Genomic DNA, 24,235 nt, shown 5'->3' on the forward strand with positions numbered 1-24,235 from the left:
CCACGCTGAAGGCTGGGTGAACTCTCATGGCGAGTGAAGAGGAACTGGTCGACTACCTCAAGCGGGTCGCCGCCGAACTGCACGACACCCGGCAGCGTCTGCGCGAGGTGGAGGACCGTCGGCAGGAGCCGGTGGCGGTCGTCGGCATGGCCTGCCGTTTCCCCGGCGGCATAGAGACCCCCGAAGGCCTGTGGGACCTGGTCGCCGCCGGTGACGACGCCATCGCGCCCTTCCCCACCGACCGCGGCTGGGACCTTGAGGGCATCTACCACCCGGACCCCGACCACCCGGGAACCTGCTACGTCCGCGAAGGCGGCTTCCTCGACGCCGCCGACCGGTTCGACTCCGACTTCTTCGGCTTCAGCCCGCGCGAGGCCCTGGCCAGCAGCCCGCAACTGCGCCTGCTCCTGGAGACGTCCTGGGAGGCCCTCGAACGCGCGGGCATCGACCCCGCCTCGCTCAAGGGCAGCCCCACCGGTGTCTACGTCGGCGCCGCGACCACCGGAAACCAGACCCAGGGTGACGCGGGCGGCAAGGCGACGGAGGGGTACGCGGGCACCGCGCCCAGCGTCCTGTCGGGCCGGGTCTCGTTCACGCTCGGCCTGGAGGGCCCGGCGGTGACCGTCGAGACCGCGTGTTCGTCCTCGCTGGTGGCGATGCACCTGGCGGCCAACGCCCTGCGCCAGGGCGAGTGCGAGCTCGCCCTGGCGGGCGGCGTCACCATCATGTCCACGCCCGAGGTGTTCACCGGCTTCTCGCGCCAGCGCGGCCTGGCCCCCAACGGACGCTGCAAGCCGTTCGCCGCGGCGGCCGACGGCACGGGCTGGGGAGAAGGCGCAGGCCTGATCCTCCTCGAGCGCCTCTCCGACGCTCGGCGCAACGGCCACAACATCCTTGCCGTGATTCGCGGTTCGGCTATCAACCAGGACGGCGCGAGCAACGGCTTCACCGCGCCCAACGGCCCCTCTCAGCGCCGCGTCATCCGCCAGGCGCTCGCCGGCGCCCACCTCTCCACGTCCGAGATCGACGTGGTCGAGGCGCACGGCACCGGCACGAAGCTCGGCGACCCCATCGAGGCCGAGGCGCTCATCGCCACGTACGGCAAGGAGCGTGCGGACGACCGTCCGCTGTGGCTGGGCTCGGTGAAGTCCAACATCGGTCACACGCAGGCCGCGGCGGGCGTCGCGGGCGTCATCAAAATGGTGATGGCCCTGCAGCGCGAACTACTGCCCGCCACCCTGAACGTCGACGAGCCGACCCCGCACGTCCAGTGGGACGGCGGAGGAGTACGTCTCCTCACCGAGCCTGTCCCGTGGTCGCGCGGCGAACGCCCACGCCGGGCCGGAGTCTCCTCCTTCGGCATCTCGGGCACGAACGCCCACGTGATCTTGGAAGAAGCACCTGAAGACACGTCCGAGGAAGCCGACGCGGCGAGGCCCGAAGCGGCGCCCGGTGCGGTGGTGCCGGGTGCGGTGGTGCCGTGGGTGGTCTCCGGGCGGTCCGAGGACGCGTTGCGGGAGCAGGCGCGGCGGCTGGGCGAGTTCGTGGCGGGCGACACGGAGGCGCTGCCCACGGAGGTCGGCTGGTCGCTGGCCACGGGGCGGTCGGCCCTCGAGCACCGGGCTGTGGTGGTGGGAGCCGATCGCGCTGCGCTGGCCGACGGACTTGAGGCACTGGCCGCGGGCGAGGCTTCCGCGGATGTGGTGTCCGGGGTTGTGGCTGGTGATGTGGGGCCGGGGCCGGTGTTGGTCTTTCCGGGGCAGGGGTCGCAGTGGGTCGGCATGGGGGCCCAACTGCTGGATGAGTCACCCGTGTTCGCGGCCCGGATTGCTGAGTGTGAGCAGGCTTTGTCTGCGTACGTGGACTGGTCGTTGCGTGAGGTGTTGCGCGGGGACGGCAGTGAGCTGGCGCGGGTCGAGGTCGTGCAGCCGGTGCTGTGGGCCGTCATGGTCTCGTTGGCTGCGGTGTGGGCGGATCAGGGGATTACACCGGCTGCGGTGATCGGGCACTCGCAGGGTGAGATGGCTGCCGCGTGTGTCGCGGGGGCGTTGTCGTTGGAGGATGCGGCACGGATCGTGGCGGTACGCAGCGACGCGCTGCGGCAGTTGCAGGGGCACGGCGACATGGCTTCCCTGGGCACCAGTGCCGAGCAGGCCGCCGAGCTGATCGGGGACGACCGCCCGGGCGTGACCGTCGCCGCCGTCAACGGGCCTTCTTCGACGGTCATTTCGGGTTTACCGGAGGAAGTGGCTGCCGTAGTCGCCGACGCGGAGAAGGCCGGGCTGCGGGCCCGGGTCATCGACGTCGGCTACGCCTCCCACAACCCCCAGATCGACCAACTCCACGACCTGCTCACCGAACGCCTGGCCGACATCCAGCCCGTGCCGACCGACGTGGCCTTCTACTCCACCGTCACCGCCGAACGCCTTGCGGACACCACGGCCCTGGACACCGGCTACTGGGTGACCAACCTCCGCCAGCCGGTCCGCTTCGCCGACACCATCGACGCGTTGCTGGCCGACGGCTACCGCCTGTTCATCGAGGCGAGCGCGCACCCGGTGTTGAGTCTCGGCATGGAGGAGACCATCGAGCAGGCGGACGTCTCCGCCTCCGTGATCCCCACTCTCCGCCGCGACCACGGCGACACCACCCAGCTCACCCGCGCCGCCGCCCAGGCCTTCGCAGCGGGCGCCGATATCGACTGGCGGCGCTGGTTCCCGACCGAGCCCACCCCTCGTACCGTCGACCTGCCCACCTACGCCTTCCAACGCCGCAGCTACTGGCTGCCGGTGGACGGTGTCGGTGACGTGCGTTCCGCGGGGCTGCGGCGGCTGGAGCACACGCTGTTGCCCGCCGCACTCGGTCTCGCCGACGGTGCGCTCGTACTGACGGGTCGGCTGTCGGCCTCCGGTGGCGGCGACTGGCTCACCGACCACGCGGTGGCGGGTACGACGCTCGTGCCCGGCGCCGCACTGGTCGAGTGGGCGCTGCAGGCCGCCGACGAGGCAGGTTGCCCCACGCTGGAGGAACTGACGCTCCAGGCGCCCTTGGCGCTGCCGGGCTCCGGGGGCCTTCAGGTCCAGGTGGTCGTGGGTGCGGCCGACGAGCAGGGCGGCCGACGCGAGGTGCGTGTCTTCTCGCGCAGCGAATCGGAGTCCGCGTCCGAGCCCGACCAGGGGCAGGGCCGGGACGAGGACTGGTTGTGCCATGCGACCGGTGTGCTGAGCCCCGAGACCGGCGACGTACCCGACGGGCTGGGCGGACAGTGGCCGCCGACGGGCGCCGAGCCGGTACAGATCGGCGAACTCTACGAGCAGGCCGCGTCGGCAGGGTACGAGTACGGTCCGTCGTTCCAGGGCCTGCGTGCCGTGTGGAGGCAGGGTCAGGACCTGCTCGCCGAGGTGGAGCTGCCGGAGCAGGCGGGAGCCGAGGACGGCTTCGGTATCCACCCCGTACTGCTGGACGCCGCGCTCCACCCGGCACTGCTCCTCGACGGCGAGGGAGAGGGCGACACCTCCGCAGGAGAGGCCGGAACGGGCCTCAGCCTCCCGTTCGCGTGGAACGGAGTGTCCCTGTGGGCCACGGGCGCGGCCACCGTACGGGTGCGGCTGACCCCGTACGAGGACGAGGATGAGGGCCAGGGTGAAGGCGGCGGCGCGCTGCGCGTGACGGTTGCCGATGCCACGGGCGCGCCCGTGCTCAGCGTCGACTCCCTGGCCATGCGCCCCGCCGACCCCGAACGGCTGCGCTCGGCCGGTCGGACGGGCGGCGTCACCCCCAACTTGTTCACCGTGGAGTGGACGACGGTGCCCCTGGCGTCGGCCGTGGGGGAGAGCGGCGACGACTGGGTGGTGCTCGGTGACGAGGCACCTGACTGGGCAGGTCCGAACACCCTCCGCTACCCGGACATGGCAGCCCTGTTGGCCGCCCTGGACGAGCTGAGTGAGGGGGAGGCGGCCGCCAAGACGGTCATGGTCGAGCCCATCGCTCCTACCTCCGACTCAGACTCTGGCTCTGGCTCTGGCTCTGGCTCTGACTCCGGGACGGTTGACGCGCGTGGCCGGGTCCTCGCCGAGCGCGTCTTGGGCCTGCTGCGGGACTGGCTTGCCGAGCCGCGTCTCGCCGAGACCCGGCTCGTACTGCTCACGCATGGCGCGGTGGCGGTACCGGCGGACGCCGCGGCCAACGGGACCACCGCCACCTCGGCCATCGACGTACCCGCGGCAGCGCTGTGGGGTCTGATACGTGCCGCGCAGGCCGAACACCCGGACCGATTCGTCCTGTTGGACATAGCGGACGAGGGTGAGGGCGAAGGCGAGGGCGCGAACCGGGCCGCCATCGCCGGTGCCCTAGCGACCGGCGAGCCCCAACTGGCCGTCCGCGGGGGAGTGGCGTTGGCCCCCCGCCTGGCCCGCGCAGCCGCCACCGACAACGCTCCCGCGCCCGCACCCGGCGCGCCGGACACCGCGCCCCTCGCCCCCGACGGCACCGTCCTCATCGCGGGCGGCACCGGCATGATGGGCGGCCTCGTCGCCGAACACCTGGTCAGCGTCTGGTCGGCGCGGCACCTCCTGCTCGTCAGCCGACAAGGCTCCGACGCACCCGGCGCCCGCGAACTCGCCGACCGGCTCACCGGCCTCGGCGCCGCAGTCCGAATCGTCGCGGCCGACCTGACGGACGCGGCGGCCGCGGCTGAGCTGGTCGCGTCGGTCGACCCGGCGCACCCGTTGACGGGTGTGATCCACGCGGCCGGTGTCCTGGACGACGCCGTGGTCACCGCGCAGACCGCCGACCAACTCGCCAGGGTCTGGGCCGCCAAGGCCTCCGTCGCCGCCAACCTGGACACCGCGACCGCGGACCTTCCGCTGGACCTGTTCATCATGTTCTCCTCCGCGGCCGGTGTCCTCGGCAACGCGGGCCAGGCGGGCTACGCGGCAGCCAACGCCTTCGTGGACGCTCTGGTCGCCCGCCGCCGCGCGGCAGGCCTGCCCGGCCTGTCGATCGCCTGGGGTCTGTGGGCGCGCGGCAGCGCCATGACCCGTCACCTGGACGACGCCGACCTGGCGCGGCTGCGCGCGGGCGGCGTGAAGCCGCTGCTGGACGACCAGGGCCTCGCCCTCCTCGACGCGGCGCGCACCGCCGCGTCCCACACGCCGCTCGTGGTTGCGGCGGGCATCGACGTGGGCGGACTGTCGGCGGACGACGTACCGGCGATCCTGCGGAACCTCACGGGCCGGACCCGCCGGAAGGCGGCGGCCGACGCCGCCGTGGACAAGGGCGCGCTGGAGCGGCGTCTCGCGGGGCTGGACGAGGCGGAGCGCCGGGCTGTCGTCACCGACGTCGTACGCGAGTGCGTGGCGGCGGTGCTGGGCCACCGGTCGCTGTCCGACGTACGCATCGAGGCCAACTTCAAGGACCTGGGCTTCGACTCGCTCACGGCGGTCCAGTTGCGCAACCGCCTCTCGGCGGCCAGCGGCCTCCGCCTGCCCGCCACCCTGGCCTTCGACCACCCCACCCCCCAGGCTCTCGCGGCCTACCTCTGCACCCGCCTGGGCGGCGCGGCCACTACACCCGCCGCGCCCGTCGCGCTGCCTGCCGCCACGACGGACGACCCGGTGGCGATCGTCGCCATGGCCTGTAAGTACCCGGGCGGAGTGGCGTCGCCCGAAGGGCTGTGGGACCTGGTCGCGGCAGGCGTGGACACGGTCGGCGAGTTCCCGACCGGCCGCGGCTGGGACCTCGACCGCCTCTTCCACCCCGACCCGGACCACCCCGGCACCAGCTACGCCGACGAGGGAGCCTTCCTCCCGGACGCGGGTGATTTCGACGCGGCGTTCTTCGGCATCAATCCGCGTGAGGCGTTGGCGATGGACCCGCAGCAGCGCCTGCTGCTTGAGGCGTCGTGGGAGGTGTTCGAGCGGGCGGGCATCGACCCGACCACGCTCAAGGGCAGCCTGACCGGCACCTACGTCGGTGTCATGTACCACGATTACGCCGCAGGCCTGGCCCAGGACGCCCAGCTGGAGGGCTACTCCATGCTGGCCGGTTCCGGCAGCGTCGTCTCCGGCCGGGTGTCCTACACCCTGGGCCTGGAGGGCCCGGCGGTGACGGTCGACACGGCGTGTTCGTCGTCGCTGGTGTCCATTCACCTCGCTGCCCAGGCGCTGCGCCAGGGTGAGTGCAACCTCGCTCTCGCGGGCGGCGTGACGGTCATGGCGACACCCGAGGTCTTCACCGGCTTCTCGCGCCAGCGCGGTCTGGCCCCCGACGGCCGCTGCAAGCCCTTCGCCGCGGCGGCCGACGGCACGGGCTGGGGCGAGGGCGTGGGCGTACTCCTGTTGGAGCGGTTGTCGGATGCGCGTCGTCATGGTCATGAGGTTCTGGCGGTGGTGCGGGGTTCGGCGGTCAATCAGGACGGGGCGAGCAATGGCCTGACGGCGCCGAATGGTCCGTCGCAGGAGCGGGTGATCCGCCAGGCGCTGGCCAGTGGTGGGTTGGTGTCGGCTGATGTGGATGTGGTGGAGGGGCACGGTACGGGGACGACGCTGGGTGATCCGATCGAGGCGCAGGCGCTGCTGGCTACTTATGGGCAGGGGCGTGCGGTGGAGCGTCCGTTGTGGCTGGGTTCGGTGAAGTCGAACATTGGTCATACGCAGGCGGCTGCGGGTGTTGCGGGTGTCATCAAGATGGTGATGGCGATGCGGCGGGGTGTGGTTCCGGCGAGTCTGCATGTGGATGAGCCGTCGCCGCATGTGGATTGGGATGCGGGTGCGGTTCGGCTGGCGGCGCGTGCGGTGCCGTGGCCGGAGGCGGAGGTAGAAGGGCGCCCCCGTCGTGCGGGCATCTCCTCCTTCGGCGCGTCGGGCACAAATGCGCACGTGATCGTCGAGCACGTTCCTGAGCCTGCGGGTGTGGGTGCGGTGTCGGAGGCTGGCCCGGAGGGTGCGGGCGTGCTGGTCCCGTGGGCCGTGTCGGCGCGCAGCCCGCAGGCCTTGCGTGATCAGGCACGGCGTCTGCGGGACGCGGTGGCGGGTGACGAGGCTGTGTCGGTGCCTGATGTGGGCTGGTCGCTGCTGCGCTCGCGCTCACTGTTCGAGCAGCGCGCCGTGGTGGCTGGACACGCGCGAGCCGAACTGCTGGCAGGCCTCGATGCGTTGGTCGCCGGTGAGGCGCATCCGACCTTGACGGAGTCCCGCGAGGGCGCGGTGGCCGCGGGCGGGGATGTGGTCTGGCTGTTCAGTGGTCAGGGCAGTCAGGTGGTGGGGATGGGGGCCGGGTTGTATGAGCGGTTCCCGGTGTTTGCTGCCGCCTTTGATGAGGTGTGTGGGCTGCTGGACGAAGAGTTGGGAGGCTCGGTCCGCGAAGTCGTGTTCCGGGGTGCGCGGGAGCGGTTGGATCACACGATGTGGGCGCAGGCGGGGTTGTTTGCGCTGCAGGTGAGTTTGGCGCGGTTGTGGGAGTCGGTGGGTGTGCGGCCGGATGTGGTGGTCGGGCATTCGATCGGTGAGATCGCGGCGGCGCATGTGGCGGGCGTGTTCAGCCTGGAAGATGCGTGCCGGGTGGTCGGGGCGCGGGCCCGTTTGATGGGTGCGCTGCCGGAAGGTGGCGCCATGTGTGCGGTGCAGGCCACGCCCGCGGAGTTGGCGGCGGGCCTGGAGGGTTCGGATGTGAGTGTCGCGGCGGTCAACACCCCCGACTCCACTGTCATTTCGGGCCCTGCGGATGAGGTGGAGAAGGTCGCCGCGCTCTGGCGGGAGCAGGGTCGTAAGACGAAGGCCCTCTCGGTCAGCCATGCCTTCCACTCCGCATTGATGGAGCCGATGCTGACGGAGTTCACCGAGGCGATACGTGGCGTGGAGTTCACGGCGCCGAAGGTCCCGCTGATCAGCAACGTTTCCGGTGTGGAGGCGGGGGAGGAGGTCACCGCCCCGGAGTACTGGGCGAAGCATGTGCGGCAGGCGGTCCTCTTCCAGCCCGCGATCGCCGAAGTGGCCGATCGTGCGGGTGTGTTCGTGGAGCTGGGTCCGGCTCCTGTGCTGATCACGGCCGCGCAGCACACCCTGGACGACATCACCGATCCTCAGGGCCCCGAGCCGGTCCTGGTCTCCTCGCTCGCCGGTGAACGCCCCGACGAGCAGGCGTTCGTGGACGCGATGGCCCGTCTTCACATCGCCGGTGTGGACGTCGACTGGTCGGTCTTGTTCTCGGCCGACTCGCCGCCCCGCACTGTCGAGTTGCCCACCTACCCCTTCCAGCGGGAGCGGTTCTGGCTGACGGGTCGTGTGGGCAGTGGGGATGCGGCGGGTCTGGGTCTGGTGGCGGCGGGGCATCCGTTGCTCGGTGCGGCGGTGGAGTTCGCGGACCGGGGTGGTTGCCTGCTGACGGGGCGGTTGTCGCGTTCGGGGGCTTCGTGGCTGGCTGATCATGAGGTGGCCGGGGCGGTGTTGGTGCCGGGTGCCGCGCTGGTCGAGTGGGTACTGCGGGCCGGGGACGAGGTCGGTTGTGCGGTGGTGGAGGAGTTGATGTTGCAGGCGCCTGTGGTGGTGCCTGAGGCGTCGGGTCTGCGGGTGCAGGTGGTCGTCGATGAGGCCGCTGATGACGGGCGGCGTGGCGTTCAGGTCTACAGTCGCTCCGATGCCGATACGGATGGTGTGGGCGGGGACGATTCGTGGATCTGCCACGCAACCGGCGTACTCGCCCCGGAAGCCGAGCCTGAGACGGACGGCGGGCTGGTCGGTACGTGGCCCGGAGCGGGCGCCGTGCCGGTGGACCTGGAGGGCTTCTACGAGCGCGTGGCCGACGCGGGCTATGCGTACGGTCCGGCCTTCCAAGGGCTGCAGGCAGTGTGGCGGCACGGTCAGGATCTCCTGGCCGAGGTCGTACTCCCCGAGGCCGCCGGAGCGCACGACGGCTACGGCATCCACCCCGCCCTCCTCGACGCCACCCTCCACCCGGCCCTGCTGCTCGACTGGTCCGAGCATCAGCCGCAGGACGACGGCAAGGTCTGGCTGCCGTTCACTTGGAACCAGGTCTCCCTGTGGGCCGCCGGAGCGGGCACCGTACGTGTGCGGCTGTCGCCCGGCGAGCACGACGAGACCGAGCGGGAAGTACGGGTACTTGTCACCGACGCCACCGGGGCGAACGTCCTGAGCGTGGGATCGGTGACGCTGCGCCCCGCCGACATCGGGCAGCTGCAGTCCGCACAGGCACAGGCACAGGCACAGGTACAGGACGAGGGCCTGTTCGTCGTGGACTGGACACCGCTTCCGGCTCCGCAGGCAGACGTGTCCGACAGCGGCGGCTGGGTCGCGCTCTCGGACGGCGTCGGCCTGGCCGACGTGGTGTCTGGAGTGGGTGATTCGGAGGCGGCTGATGAGGCGCCGTGGGCGGTGCTGGCGCCCCTCGAAGCCTCCGCCGGTGACGGTCTGGCGGCTGCCGATCGGGTGCTGGCGTTGGTGCAGGAGTTCCTGACTGTGCCGGAGTTGGTCGAGTCCCGTCTTGTCGTGGTGACGCGGAGGGCGGTGGTTACGCAGGCTGATGACGGTGACGGTGACGGTGACGGTGACGGTGACGGTGACGGTGACGTGGATGCGTCCTCGGCTGCCGTGTGGGGCCTGGTGCGCAGTGCGCAGTCGGAGAACCCGGGCCGCTTCGTCCTGCTCGACACAGACATAGCCCTCGACACAGACATAGCTATCGACGCGCTGCCGCAGCACCTCCTGCGCCAAGCCGTCGAAGACCTCGACGAGCCCCAACTCGTCCTGCGTGACGGCGTACTGCTGATCCCACGACTGGTCCGTGCAACGGGGGGCGCCCTCATCGCCGCGCCCGCAGAACGCGCCTGGCGGCTGGACAAGGGAAGTGCCGAGACGCTGGAGAGCGTCGCGCCGGTCGCCTACCCCGAGGTGCTGGAGCCCCTGGCACCGGGCCAGGTGCGCCTCGGTATCCACGCCGCTGGCATCAACTTCCGCGACGTCCTGGTCAGCCTCGGCATGGTGCCTGGCCAGATCGGCCTGGGCGGCGAGGGTGCCGGTGTCGTGACGGAGGTCGGCCCCGACGTCACGCACCTGTCGGTCGGCGATCGCGTGATGGGCGTACTCCACGGTTCCTTCGGCCCGACGGCCGTGGCGGACACGCGGATGGTCGCGCCGGTCCCGCAGGGCTGGGACATGCGCCAGGCGGCCGCCATGCCGGTCGCGTACCTGACGGCTTGGTACGGGTTGGTGGAGCTGGCCGGGTTGAAGGCGGGCGAGAGGGTTTTGATCCATGCCGCGACTGGTGGTGTGGGGATGGCTGCGGTGCAGATCGCCCGGCATCTCGGAGCGGAGGTCTTCGCCACCGCGAGTCCGGCCAAGCATGCCGTGTTGGAGGAGATGGGCATCGACGCCGCCCACCGTGCGTCCTCCCGGGACCTCGACTTCGAGGATGCATTCCGGCAGGCCACTGACGACCAGGGCGTGGACGTCGTACTCAACAGCCTCACCGGCGACTTCATCGACGCCTCCCTGCGGTTGCTGGGCGAGGGCGGCCGGTTCCTGGAGATGGGCAAGACCGATCTCAGGACTCCCGACGGCGTGGCCGCGGAGTACCCGGGCGTCACGTACACCGTGTACGACCTGGTCACCGACGCCGGGCCGGACCGCATCGACGTCATGATGCGAGAGCTGGGCGAGAAGTTCGCGTCAGGGGCGCTCGCCCCCCTGCCCGTACGTTCCTGGCCGCTGGACAGGGCACGCGAGGCGTTCCGGTTCATGAGCCAGGCGAAGCACACCGGCAAGCTCGTGCTCGACGTACCGGCACCGCTCGACCCCGACGGCACCGTCCTCATCACTGGTGGCACGGGTGTGCTGGGGCAGGTCGTGGCCGAGCACCTGGTGCGGGAGTGGGGTGTGCGGCATCTGTTGCTGGCCAGCCGCCGCGGCCGCGACGCCCCCGGGATCCGCGAACTGGTCACACGACTCGCCGAGTTGGGTGCCGAGGTAGGCGTCGTCGCGGCTGATGTCGGCGATCCGGCTTCGGTGGCGGAGCTGGTGGGCAAGACGGATCCCTCGCATCCGCTCACCGGTGTGGTGCATGCGGCGGGTGTGCTGGAGGACGCGGTGGTGACGGCGCAGACGCCCGAGGGCCTGGCGCGGGTGTGGGCGGCGAAGGCGGCTGCCGCGGCGAACCTGCACGAGGCGACGCGCGGGATGCGTCTGGGATTGTTCGTGGTGTTCTCGTCGGCTGCTGCGACGCTCGGCAGCCCGGGGCAGGCCAACTACGCGGCGGCCAACGCCTATTGCGACGCGCTGATGCAGTACCGCCGGGCGCAGGGTCAGGCAGGACTCTCGGTCGGATGGGGCCTCTGGGAAGCCTCCGCCGATACGGGAGCGAGCAAGGGAGACAGCGCGACGGGCGCCGAGACCGGCGCCGGGTCGGGCGGCATGACAGGCGGCCTCAGCACCACCGACATCGCACGGATGAGCCGCATCGGCGTCAAGGCGATGAGCACCGCCCACGGCCTCGCCCTGCTCGACGCCGCACACCGCCACGGCCGCCCCCACCTGGTCGCCGCCGACCTCAACCCCCGCGTCCTGGCGAGCAAACCCGTCACGGCCCTCCCCGCCCTCCTCCGCGCTTTCGCCGGGGGCCGGGGACCCGCACGGCCGACCGCCGCGACGGCGGCCCGGCAGAACATCGACTGGGCGGGCAAGTTGTCCGCGCTCACCGCCGAAGAGCAGCACCGCACCCTGCTCGACCTGGTGCGGACGCACGCGGCGGCCGTCCTCGGGCACGCCGGGACCGACGCGGTGCGCGCCGACGCCCCCTTCCAGGACCTCGGCTTCGACTCCCTCACCGCGGTCGAACTGCGCAACAGGCTGTCCGCCGCGACCGGCCTGCGCCTGCCCGCCACGTTCATCTTCCGGCACCCCACCCCGTCGGCCATCGCCGAAGAGCTGCGCACACAGCTGTGCCCCGCGGGGGCGGACCCGTCGGCGCCGCTCTTCGGAGAGCTGGACAAGCTGGAGACGGTGATCGTGGGGCACGCGCACGACGAGGGCACGCGCGGCCGTCTGGTGGCGCGCCTGCAGAGCCTGCTGTGGCGCCTGGACGACACAGGAAGCGCGACGGGTGCGACGGGCACGGCGGGCGACACCGGTGGGGACGCCGTCGAGAGCGACGACCACGACCTCGAATCCGCGTCGGACGACGAGCTCTTCGAGCTGATCGACCGAGAACTGCCCTCTTGACCAGGAGTGGACTGGACCAGGAGTGGACTTGACCAGGAGTGGAGAAGACATGCCGGGTGCGAAGGACAATCCGGGTACGGAGGACAAGCTCCGCCACTACCTGAAGCGCGTGACGGCGGATCTCGGGCAGACCCGGCAGCGCCTGCGCGACATGGAGGAGCGGCAGCGGGAGCCGATCGCCATCGTCTCGATGGCCTGCCGGTACCCGGGCGGCGTGGCCTCACCGGAACAGCTGTGGGACCTGGTGGCCTCGCAGGGCGACGCCATCGAGGAGTTCCCCACCGACCGCGGCTGGGACGTGGGCAACCTCTACCACCCGGACCCGGACCACCCGGGCACGACCTACGTACGGGAAGCCGGATTCCTCCGGGACGCCGCGCGCTTCGACGCCGACTTCTTCGGCGTCAATCCGCGCGAGGCGCTCGCCGCCGACCCGCAGCAGCGCGTGCTGCTCGAAGTGTCCTGGGAGCTGTTCGAACGGGCGGGCATCGATCCCGCCACGCTCAGGGACACGCTCACCGGCGTGTACGCGGGCGTGTCCAGCCAGGACCACATGTCCGGTGGGCGGGTGCCGCCGGAGGTCGAGGGTTACGCGACGACGGGCACCCTCTCCAGCGTCATCTCCGGCCGCATCGCCTACACCTTCGGCCTGGCGGGTCCGGCCGTGACGCTGGACACGGCGTGCTCGGCCTCGCTGGTGGCGATCCACCTGGCCTGTCAGGCGCTGCGCCAGGGCGACTGCGGCCTGGCTCTGGCGGGCGGCGTGACCGTACTGTCCACGCCCACGGCGTTCGTGGAGTTCTCCCGCCAGCGGGGGCTGGCCCCGGACGGCCGCTGCAAGCCGTTCGCCGAGGCCGCCGACGGCACGGGATTCTCCGAGGGCGTCGGCCTGATCCTCCTGGAGCGCCTCTCCGACGCCCGCCGCAACGGGCACCAGGTCCTCGGTGTCGTACGCGGATCCGCCGTCAACCAGGACGGCGCGAGCAACGGTCTCACCGCCCCCAACGACGTCGCCCAGGAACGGGTGATCCGCCAGGCCCTCACCAACGCCCGCGTCACCCCGGACGCCGTCGACGCCGTGGAGGCGCACGGCACCGGCACCACCCTCGGTGACCCCATCGAGGGCCACGCGCTCCTCGCGACGTACGGGAAGGACCGCCCGGCGGACCGGCCGCTGTGGCTCGGCTCGGTGAAGTCGAACATCGGCCACACGCAGGCCGCTGCGGGCGTCGCGGGCGTCATCAAAATGGTGATGTCGATGCGCCACGGAGAGCTGCCCGCCTCCCTGCACATCGACCGGCCCACGCCCCACGTGGACTGGGAGGGCGGAGGAGTGCAGCTCCTCACCGCCCCCGTGCCGTGGCCCCGGACCGACCGCCCCCGCCGGGCGGGCGTCTCCTCCTTCGGCATCAGCGGCACCAACGCCCACCTGATCGTGGAGCAGGCGCCCACGCCGTCCGCCGCTGAAGACTCTGAGCCCCGGCAGGATCTCGTGGTGCCGTGGGTGGTCTCGGCCCGCAGCCGTGAAGCACTGCGGGCGCAGGCTCGCGGTCTGGCTCTCGCTCTAGCCGAACAGGCCCCGGAAGGCGACCAGCCAGGTACCGCAGTCGATGTCGGCTGGTCGCTGCTGAGTACGCGTGCGCTGCATGAGCGCCGGGCCGTGGTCGTGGGCGCGGAGCGCGCCGATCTGGTGGCCGGTCTTGAGGCGCTGGCGGCCGAGGAGCCGCATCCGGCACTGGCGGGCCCGCCTCCGGCGCCGGTCGGTGCCGGGAAGGACGTGGTCTGGCTGTTCAGTGGTCAGGGCAGTCAGGTGGTGGGGATGGGGGCCGGGTTGTATGAGCGGTTCCCTGTGTTTGCTGCCGCCTTTGATGAGGTGTGTGGCCTGCTGGACGAAGAGTTGGGAGGCTCGGTCCGCGAAGTCGTGTTCCAGGGCCTGCAAGAGCGGTTGGACCACACGATGTGGGCGCAGGCGGGGTTGTTTGCGCTGCAGGTGAGTTTGGCGCGGCTCTGGGAGTCGGTGGGTGTGCGGCCGGATGTGGTGGTCGGGCATTCGATCGGTGAGATCGCGGCGGCGCATGTGGCGGGCGTGTTCAGCCTGGTGGATGCGTGCCGGGTGGTGGGGGCGCGGGCCCGTTTGATGGGTGCGTTGCCTGAGGGTGGGGCGATGTGTGCGGTGCAGGCCACGCCTGAGGAGTTGGCGGCGGGCCTGGAGGGTTCGGATGTGAGTGTCGCGGCGGTCAACACCCCCGACTCCACTGTCATTTCGGGCCCTGCGGATGAGGTGGAGAAGGTCGCCGCGCTCTGGCGGGAGCAGGGACGCAAGACCAAGTCCCTCTCGGTCAGCCATGCCTTCCACTCCGCATTGATGGAGCCGATGCTGACGGAGTTCACCGAGGCGATACGTGGCGTGGAGTCCGTCACCCCCAAGATCCCGTTGATCAGCAATGTCTCCGGTGCGGAGGCGGGGGAGGAGATCACCGCCCCGGAGTACTGGGCGAAGCACGTGCGGCAGGCCGTCCTCTTCCAGCCCGCCATCGCCGAAGTAGCCGACTGCGCAAGCGTGTTCGTGGAGCTGGGCCCATCCCCCGTCCTGGCCACCGCCGCCCAGCACACCCTCGACGCTGTCGCCGACCCGACGGGAGGGTTCGAGCCCCTCGTCACCGCCTCCCTGCACTCGGGCCTGCCGGACGACGTCGCCTTCGCTCAGGCCATGGCCCGCCTGCACACGGCCGGAATCGCCGTGAACTGGTCCGGCTTCTTCCCGGCCGACCCGCCGCCCCGCACCGTCGAGCTGCCCACGTACCCCTTCCAGGGGCGGCGGTTCTGGCTGTCCGACGTCGTGGCGCCCGCGGCCCCGTCTCCGGCGGATGGTGAGGAGGCCGGGTTCTGGGCGGCCGTCGAAGGCGCGGACGTCCAGGCACTCTGCGACACCCTGCACCTCAAGGACGACGAGCACAGGACCGCCCTGGAGACGGTGTTCCCGGCGCTGTCCGCGTGGCGGCGCGAGCGGCGCGACCGGTCGACCGTCGATGCCTGGCGGTACCGCGTCGACTGGCGGCGCGCCGACCTCCAGGCATCAGCACCGGGCACCGGGGCCTGGCTGGTCCTGGCCCCCGAGGGCGGGGCAGCCGCCTGGTCGCGTACGTGCGTGCGGGCGCTGGAGGAGACGGGTATGCCGGTGCGTCTCGTCGAGGTCGGGCCGGGCTGCGGCCGTACGGATCTGGCGGACCTGATCCGCTCGTGGCGGTCGACGTGCTCGGACGACGACACACCGATCGGCGGAGTGCTCTCCTTGCTGGCGCTCGGCGACGGGACGGATACTGCTGCCGGTACCGGCACCTCGACCACCCTGACCCTGCTGCACGGCCTCCTCGACGCCGAAGTCGAGGTGCCCCTCTGGTGCGCCACCCGGGGCGCGGTGTCGTGCGGCGACACCGATCCCGTCGTCTCGCCGGAACAGGCCCCCGTCTGGGGAATCGGCCGCGTGGCGGCCCTGGAGCACCCGGAGCTGTGGGGCGGTCTGGTGGACCTTCCCGCGGACCCGGCCGCGCTCGACCCGGCCGCGCTGTGCGCGGTGCTGTGCGGGGACAGCGGCGAGGACCAGGTGGCGCTGCGCCGCGGCGGGATCCTCGGCTGTCGTCTCGTGCCCGACGCGCCGGGCGGCGACGAGGCCGTCGGAAGCTGGCGGCCGGAGGGCGCCGTCCTGGTCACGGGCGGCGTCGGCCGACTGACGGAACAGGTCGTGCGGTGGCTCGCCGCGTCCGGTGCCGAACACGTCGTACTCCTGGACACGGCCCCCGAGGAGGATCGCGGAAGCCGCCAGGACAGCGAGCTCCATGCCGAACTCGCTTCGCAAGGAGCCGAGTTGACGGTGCTGGCTGCTGCCCCGTGCGGCGGCAGCCAAAGCCCGAGCCGCGCTCTCGCCGACCTGACCGACGTACACATACAGACCGTCATCCACACCTCCCTGCCGGGCGAGCTCGCGCCCCTCGCCGACGTCACGCCCGACGCGCTCGACGCGGCCACGGCCGCGGCCGTGGAGCTGGGCGACCTGACCACTACCAGCTCCGTGGAAACCGTGCTGTTCTTCTCCTCCGTGGCGGCCACGCTCGGCAGCAGGGAGCACGGCTCGTACGCCGCCGCCAACGCCTACCTCGACGCACTGGCGCAGCGGCACGGCGCCGATGGCCCCCGGACGGTCTCCGTGGGGTGGGGCATCTGGGATCTGGATCTGCCGGACGACGGCGACCCGGCGCGCAGCGCCGCCGGGCTGTCCCGGCGCCAGGGGCTGCCGCCGCTGGCACCCCAGCTGGCGCTCGGCGCGCTGCACGGCGTGCTCGACGGCGGCCGGGGGCACACACTGGTCGCCGACATCGAATGGGAGCGGTTCGCGCCGCTGTTCACCCTGGCCCGGCCGACCCGCCTGCTCGAAGAGGTCCCCGCGGCCCGGCGGGTCCTTGACGCCTCGTCGGAGAGCGCCGAGAGCGCCGAGAGCGCCGAGAACGCGTCGGCGCTGCGCCGTGAGCTGGCCGCGCTGCCCGTACGGGAGCGGACCGGGAAGCTGCTCGACGTGGTCCGCGAACAGGTCGCCGGAGTCCTGCGGTACGAGCCGGGGCGGGAGGTGGAGCCGGAGAAGGCATTCAAGGACCTGGGTTTCGACTCCCTCGTCGTGGTGGAACTGCGCAACCGGCTGCGCGTCGCCACGGGGCTTCGGCTGCCCGCCACGCTGGTCTACGACTACCCGACACCCCGCGCTCTCGCCGAACACCTGCTGGACAGGGTCTTGCCCGACGGCGGCGCGGGCGAGCTCCCGGTGGCCGGGCATCTGGACGACCTGGAAGAGGCCCTCGCCGGACTCGCGGTGGACGACCCCCGCCGCAAGGGCCTGATCCGGCGGCTGCAGACCCTGCTGTGGAAGCAACCGGACACCGCGGCGGGGGCAGGACCCGCCGACGAGGACGGGCAGGGCGAGACGGAGGAGGACCTGTCGACCGCGAGCGCCGACGACATGTTCGCGCTGATCGACCGCGAGTGGGGCACACAGTGACGCGCGTCGCCCGGCACGGCTCGGTCGACCTGGTGGAACGGGCCGAGGAACTGGCGGCCCTGCAGAGCGCGTACGAGGACGCGGCGGACACCCGCGGCAGCCTGGTGGTGCTCGGCGGTGCGGTGGGCACCGGCAAGACCGCGCTGCTGAGGGCGTGGACGGAGCGTGTCGCGCCCGACGCGTCGGTGCTGACCGCCACCGCCTGCCGCGCCGAGCGCGACCTGCCGCTGGGAGTCCTGGAGCAACTGGTGCGGGGCTGTCCGGAACTGCCCGCCGAGACGGTCGAACGTACTCTGGCGTGGTGCGACGAAGCGGCAGCCTCCGCGCTCGTGACGACCCCGCCCGCGACGGCCCCGCCCGTTCCGTCCTCGCCCGCGCTGCGCGGGCTGTGCGAGGCGCTGCGCGGCCTGGCCGCCGAGCGGCCCGTCCTGATCGCCGTCGACGACGCCCACCACGCCGACGGGGCTTCACTGCAGTGCCTGCTCCACATCGTGCGCAGGCTGCGCTCGCCGCGGCTCCATGTGCTGTTCACCGAGTACGTCCATCAGAAGGCGGGCAACGCCCTGCTCGGCAGCGAGTTCCTGTACGAGCCCGCGCTGCGGCGGATCGGCCTTGAGCCGCTGTCGAAGGCCGGGGTGGCAGCCGTGCTGGCGCGGCATCTCGACGAGGAGACGGCCCAGGACCTCACGCCCGTCGTCCACGGCATGAGCGCGGGCCACCCGCTCCTCGTACGGGCACTGGCCGACGACCACCGGTCGACGGGCCGTGCGGGCGAGGCGTTCGGGCGGGCGGTGCTCAGCTTCCTGTACCGGCACGAGGCGCCGGTGACCGAAGTCGCCGGGGCAGTCGCCGTGTTGGGGGAGCAGGCCGCCCCGACCCTGGTCGGTCGGCTCCTCGACGTGGACGCGGCCTCCGCGGCTCGCGCCGTGCACCAACTGACCGTCGCGGAGGTGCTGCACGAGGGTCGCCTGTGCCATCCGGAGTTCGGAGCGGCGGTCCTGGACGGGATGCCGACGGAGGAGCGTCGTGCGCTGCACGGGCGGGTGGCGGCCCTCCTGCACGAGGAGGGCGCCCCGGCCGACGAGGTCGCCGCCCACCTCGTCGCCGCCGACCGGTCGGACACGCCGTGGGCGGTGCCCGTGTTCGAGGAGGCGGCTCGGCTCGCCCTGGAGGACGACCAGGTGGAGACGGGCGTGGGATATCTGCGGGCCGCGTTCCGGCGGTGCGAGGGGCATGAGCAGCGGAACGGGATCGTGGGCGCGCTCGCCGACGCGGAGTGGCGCCTGGACCCCGCGAAGGTCCTGCGCCACCTCCCCGACCCGACCTCAGCACAAGTCTCCACCCCGGACTCCACCCCCGATACCTGCACCTCCCCCCTCCCCACCCACCTCCTCTGGCACGGCCGGGTCGACGAAGGCCTGGACGCGATCAGCGCGCTCACCGGACCGGGCCCGGCGGGCGCACCGTCCATGAACGCCGCGGACCTCGACACCCCGTGGCTGTGGGGCGCCTACCTCTACCCCGGCCACGTAAAGGAGCGTCTGGGATCCGGCGTCCTGTCCGCGCAACGCTCGGCCCCGCCCGCCGTCACCCCCGAACTGCAAGGCGCGGGAACCTTGATGAACGACCTCCTGCACGGCGGCGAACGTGACGCGACAGAGCCGACAGAACCGATCGAGGTAGCCGGGGCCGCCGAACCGATCGAGGCAGCCGAACGCGCCCTGAACCGCTACCGGCTCGGCCCCCGCACCCTCGCCGTCCAGACCGCCGCCCTCGCCACCCTGACCTACCGCGACCGGCCGCACCGGGCAGCGGCCTGGTGCGACGGGCTCATCGCCCAGGCCAACGAACGCAACAGCCCCACCTGGCAGGCATGGTTCACCGCGTGGCGTGCCCTCATCCACCTGCGCCAGGGCGACCCGGCCGCGGCGGAGCGGCGCGCCGGAACCGCGCTCGACCTGCTGGGCCCGAAGGGCTGGGGCGCCGCGATCGGCCTGCCGCTCGCAGCCGCCGTACAGGCGAAGGCGGTCCTCGGAGACGTCGACGGCGCGGCGGCCCTCCTCGAACGGCCCGTCCCCCAGGCGGTGTTCCAGACCCGCACCGGACTGCACTACCTGGCGGCGCGGGGCCGCTACCACCTGGCCACCGGCTGCCACTACGCGGCCCTGTGCGACTTCTACGCCTGCGGTACGCGGATGAGCAGCTGGGGCATCGACCTGCCCGCACTGGAATCGTGGCGGCTCGGCGCCGCCGAGGCGTACCTGGCCCTCGGTGAAGCACTCCTGGCCCGCCAACTCGTCGACGACCAGATGACGTTGCCCGCGCCCGCCGACGGCCGCACCTGGGGCATGACGCTGCGCCTGCGGGCGGCCACTTCTCCCGCTCCCGGCCGGGCCGAGCTGCTCGACGAGGCCGTGGCGGTGCTCGGCGGCGCCGGTGACGCCTTCGAGCTGGCCCGGGCCGTGGCCGAGCAGAGTGCGGCCGCACGGGCGGGGGGCGAGACGGAACGCGCGCGGCTGCTCGCCCGCAAGGCCCAGCTCCTGGCCCGGCGCTGGGGCAGCGTGCCCCCGCCCGCGACCACCCCGGCGGCACCGCAACGCCCCGGCCACCCCGAACCGGACGCCGAGCCCGACGCCGAACTGACCGGAGCGGAACGCCGCGTGGCGGAGCTGGCCGCCGACGGGTTCACCAACCGGGAGATCTCCCGGCAGCTGTACGTCACGGTCAGCACCGTCGAACAGCACCTGACCAGGATCTACCGGAAGCTCGACGTCAAGCGGCTGGATCTGCAGGCGGTACTGGGATGACCGACGGGTCACCCGTCTTCTTCCGTGCCCGGTACGCGGCGGCCTTGATCTTGTTGCCGCAGGACTCCATGCCGCACCACTGGCGCCGCATGCCGCGGGAGCGGTCGATGTAGACCCGTGTGCACTCGGGGTTGCCGCACTCCTTGAGCAACGGGACGTCCGGGCCGCCGAGCAGTTCGACGGCCTGGCGGGCCACGGTCGCCAGGGCCTGTTCGGGGGTCGCCTCGTTGTGCCGCCCGGCCAGGGAGAGCTGAGGCGTCACGGGGGTCCGGCGGGCGGCGGCGTTGAGCACGGCGAGCGCCTCGGGGTCGAAGCCCTCGCCGAGGCGGCGGTCGGTGAGGAGCCGGTACACCGCCTCGCGTACGGCCGTCGCCGCCCGGACGTCACTCTCCTCGCCGGGCGTGATCGCGTCCACGAGCCCGGACTCCAGGTACCAGGCATTGAGCCGGTCCGGCGTCACGAACATCTCGAACCGGGCGGAGCGCCGCGCGCGGAGCGTGGCCGCGAAGTCGAGGGCCGGGTGTCCGCAGACGAAGACGTGGTCGAGATTCACGTCACCATCCTGACAGGTGACCACCGCGAGCCGCAACGAAGGTCACCGCCGCGCCGCTACGCCCTCAACCGGAGCGCGCGGCCCTGCCACCGTTGCCGGAGCCAGCGGTCGTGGCTGGCGAGGACGATCGCCCCGGGGCCGGAGCCCATGGCTTCCTCCAGTTCGTCGCAGAGGCGTGGGGAGAGGTGGTTGGTGGGCTCGTCGAGCAGCAGCAGTTGGGGCGGACGGGCCACGAGCAGGGCCAGGGCGAACCGTCGCCGCTGCCCGACGGACAGGGTGCCGAGGGGTTTGTCCAGGTCGGTCGGGTGTACGAGGCCGAGTGAGACCAGCGGGACCGCCTCGGCCCGCTCCGGACCCAGTGCCCGCGCGTAGGTGTCGTGGGCCGTACGGTCGGGCCGGTCGAACACGGTGTCCTGGGTGAGCAGCCCCACCGTCAGATGGCGCCGTCGGCGTACCTCGCCCTCGGCGGCGAGGCGCCCGGCGAGCACGGCGAGCAACGTCGACTTGCCCGCCCCGTTCGCGCCCGTGACCAGCAGTCGCTCGGTCGCCGCCACATCCAGGACGTCCAGCGCGAGCCGACCGGGCACCCGTACGTCGCGCAGCGCGACCAGCGGCTGCGAGTCCTCCTCCGGCCGAGCGGCGGCCAGCGCCCCCGCAGCGAACCGCAGAGGGCGCGGCGGCGCGGCCACCTGGGCGCGCTCCAGCTCGTCCAGGCGTCGCGCGGCATTGCGCACGCGGCGGGAGATCTGGCTCTGCACCCGGCCCGCCCGGTGGCCGTAGCCCATCTTCTCGTTGTCGCGCGGTCCCCGGTCAGGGGCCACCCGGTGCGCGGTGACACCCGCCGCGTGCCGCAACTGCGCCAGCTCCGCCTGCTCTTCGGCGTAACGCTGTTCCCAGCGCTCCCGCTCGGCGCGCTTCGCGCTCACGTACGCGGTGTAGTTGCCGCCGTACCGGACCGGGCCGTCGACCGCCGGGTCGAGGTCGATCAGGTCGGTGCAGACGGCGTCGAGGAAGGCGCGGTCGTGGCTGGCGGCCACCACGGTGCCCGGCAGGTCGCGCAGCTGCTCCTCCAGGAAGGCGGCGGCGCCGTCGTCGAGGTGGTTGGTCGGCTCGTCGAGGAGCAGTGCCGTCGGCCGCCGGACGAGCAGCGCGGCCAGCGCGAGGCGGCCGCGCTGCCCGCCGGACAGTGAACCGAGCGTGCGGTCGTGCGCGAGCGCGCCCAGGCCGAGTCCCTTCAGGACCAGGGCGGCTCGGCGGTCGGCGTCCCATGAGTCGCGGTCCTGGGCCTGTTCGAGACGCCGGGCGTAGGCGTCGAGGAGTTCCTGATGGCCGGGGGTGTCCTCGGGGGCTTCGGCGATCTCCTCGCTCAGCCGCTGGAGCTCCGCCAGGTCCTCGCGGGCTTCGCGCAGCGCCTCGTCGAGGACCGCGGCGATGGTCGATCCGGTGTCGAAGGGCATCTCCTGGTGCAGGAAGCCGAGGTCGGCGGGGCGTGAGACGCTGCCGCTCTCGGGCTCGTCCGCGCCCGCGAGGACCCGCAGCAGCGTGGACTTGCCGACGCCGTTCTCGCCGATCAGGCCGATGCGGTGGCCGGGGGAGGCGGTCAGGGAGACGCCGTCGATGACGCGACGCCCGCCGAGGTTGCGCACGATCTCATGGGCGAGCAGGGCAGGTTGGGGCCGGGTCCGGGGCTGGGCCTGGGTACGGGAATGGGGCATGGGGAGCCGTTTCCTGTGGTGTCGGTGGTCGGTGGTCGGCCCGCCGGGCGTGGCGCCTCGGCGCGGGCCAGGTCACTCACCGACGGCTCACACCGCGGGCGCCCCGGTCTCCCTGAGGGTGCCGTCGGCAAGGCGCAGCCAGCGGTTCACCCCGATCTCGGTGAGGAAGCGCTCGTCGTGGCTGATCACGACGAAGGCGCCCTGGTACGAGTCGAGTGCGCTCTCCAGCTGACCCGCGCTGACCAGGTCGAGGTTGTTGGTCGGCTCGTCGAGCAGCAGCAGTTGCGGGGCTGGTTCGGCGCAGAGCACGCAGGCGAGCGTGGCGCGCAGCCGTTCGCCGCCGGAGAGCACGCCGACGGGCAGGTGGGCTCGCGGGCCACGGAAGAGGAAGCGGGCGAGCAGGTTCATCCGCTCGGCCTCGGGCCGCTCAGGGGCGGACGCGGCGAAGTTCTCCGCCACGGTGCGGTCCGGATCCAGCAGGTCGAGGCGCTGTGAGAGGTACGCGATCCGGCCGTCGTTGCGCTTGATCTCGCCGTCGTCCGGCGCGAGGTCGCCGGTGATCAGGCGCAACAGGGTGGTCTTTCCGGCGCCGTTGGGCCCGGTCAGCGCGATGCGTTCGGGTCCGCGGACGGCCAGGTCGACGCCGCCGTCGGCGAACACGGCCCGGCCCGCGTGCCGGACCTGCATGCCCTCGCCGAGGAAGAGGTTGCGCCCGGCCGGTACCTGGGTGTCGGGCAGTTCGAGGGTGATGCGCTGTTCGTCGCGGAGCGCGCGTCCGGCCTCGTCGAGCCTGGCCTTGGCCTCGCTGACCCGGGTCGCGTGCATCTGGCCCGCCCGGCCCGCGGACTCCTGCGCGCCGCGCTTCATGTTGCCCGCGAAGATGCGGGGCAGACCGGCGCTCTTGAGGTTGCGGGCGGCGTTGCTCTGGCGGCGGTCGGCCCGCTCGCGGGCCTGCTGCAGCTCGCGCTTCTCGCGCTTCAGCTCCTGCTCGGCGTTGCGGATGTTCTTCTCGGCGACCTCCTGTTCGGCGCGCACGGCTTCCTCGTACGCGCCGAAGTTGCCGCCGTAGAAGCGCAGTTCGTCCCCGCTCAGCTCGGCGATGCGCTCCATGCGGTCGAGCAGCGGGCGGTCGTGGCTGACCAGCAGCAGACAGCCGGTGAAGTTCTCCAGGACGGCGTAGAGCTTGTGCCGGGCCGCCAGGTCGAGGTTGTTGGTCGGCTCGTCGAGGAGCAGTACGTCGGGGCGCTTGAGGAGCTGGGCGGCGAGGCCGAGGGAGATGATCTGGCCGCCGCTGAGCGTGCTCAGGCGACGGTCGAGGTCCAGGTCGGCCAGGCCGAGGCGGTCGAGCTGGGCGCGGGTGCGCTCCTCGATGTCCCAGTCGTCGCCGATGGTGGTGAAGTGGGCCTCGCTCACGTCACCCGACTCGACGGCGTTGAGGGCCTGGATGACGGGGGCGACGCCGAGCACCTCGGCGACCGTGAGGGTGCCGGTCAGGGGGAGGCTCTGCGGGAGGTGGCCGAGCGTGCCGCCGACCGACACCGAGCCGGTGGCGGGCTTGAGCTCACCGGCGATCAGCTTGAGCAGGGTGCTCTTGCCGGAGCCGTTCGGGGCGACCAGGCCGGTGCGGCCGGTGGCCAGGGTGAAGGAGAGGTCACTGAAGACCGGGGTGTCGTCGGGCCAGGCGAAGGAGAGGTTCGAGCAGGTGATGGCGGCGTCGAAGGACATGGAGGAAACCTCGAGGTGTCGAGGGCAGTACAGAGCTCTGCCCTGGGCAGGGTGGCAAGGGGGAACGACGAAGAGGGCCACGCCGACAGCGCACTCATGGTGCCGGCCGCTGGCCTGTCACATCCGGATCTCATCCGGAGATGTCGTCTTCACCCACC

At 72.2% G+C, this 24,235-nt stretch carries 5 protein-coding genes and 1 pseudogene; 3 read left to right on the plus strand and 3 right to left on the minus strand.

All coding sequences use genetic code 11. The features are described from left to right. Positions 1-26: 26 nt before the first annotated feature. The 3 genes and pseudogenes from AC068B_RS15410 (at position 27) to AC068B_RS15420 (ending at position 20,084) form a co-directional block, all read left to right on the plus strand. Entirely contained in the window at positions 27-12,230 is a 12,204-nt protein-coding gene (locus AC068B_RS15410) for an SDR family NAD(P)-dependent oxidoreductase (protein WP_478671914.1), read from the plus strand. Between the two features lie 94 nt (positions 12,231-12,324). Continuing rightward, positions 12,325-17,277: pseudogene (locus AC068B_RS15415) on the plus strand (type I polyketide synthase); the annotation flags it as partial. After that, a complete protein-coding gene (locus tag AC068B_RS15420; protein WP_478671916.1) occupies positions 17,262-20,084 on the plus strand; it encodes a helix-turn-helix transcriptional regulator in 2,823 nt (940 codons plus the stop codon). The pseudogene AC068B_RS15415 and the gene AC068B_RS15420, both read left to right, overlap by 16 nt. Here AC068B_RS15420 and AC068B_RS15425 read toward each other — a convergent pair. The 3 genes from AC068B_RS15425 to abc-f form a co-directional block, all read right to left on the minus strand. Beyond that, entirely contained in the window at positions 20,050-20,637 is a 588-nt protein-coding gene (locus AC068B_RS15425; RefSeq protein ID WP_478671917.1) for a CGNR zinc finger domain-containing protein, read from the minus strand. The two genes, AC068B_RS15420 and AC068B_RS15425, sit on opposite strands and share 35 nt — an antisense overlap. Before the next feature lie 56 nt (positions 20,638-20,693). Continuing rightward, the gene (locus AC068B_RS15430) at positions 20,694-22,352 is read right to left on the minus strand and encodes an ABC-F family ATP-binding cassette domain-containing protein (protein WP_478671918.1); all 1,659 of its coding nucleotides are present in this window, start codon (positions 22,350-22,352) and stop codon (positions 20,694-20,696) included. 87 nt (positions 22,353-22,439) lie between these two features. Then, positions 22,440-24,077, minus strand: a complete 1,638-nt coding sequence (abc-f, locus tag AC068B_RS15435) for a ribosomal protection-like ABC-F family protein (protein ID WP_478671920.1) — start codon at positions 24,075-24,077, stop codon at positions 22,440-22,442. Positions 24,078-24,235 lie beyond the last annotated feature (158 nt).

Source organism: Streptomyces sp. NPDC042371 (genome assembly GCF_056437465.1).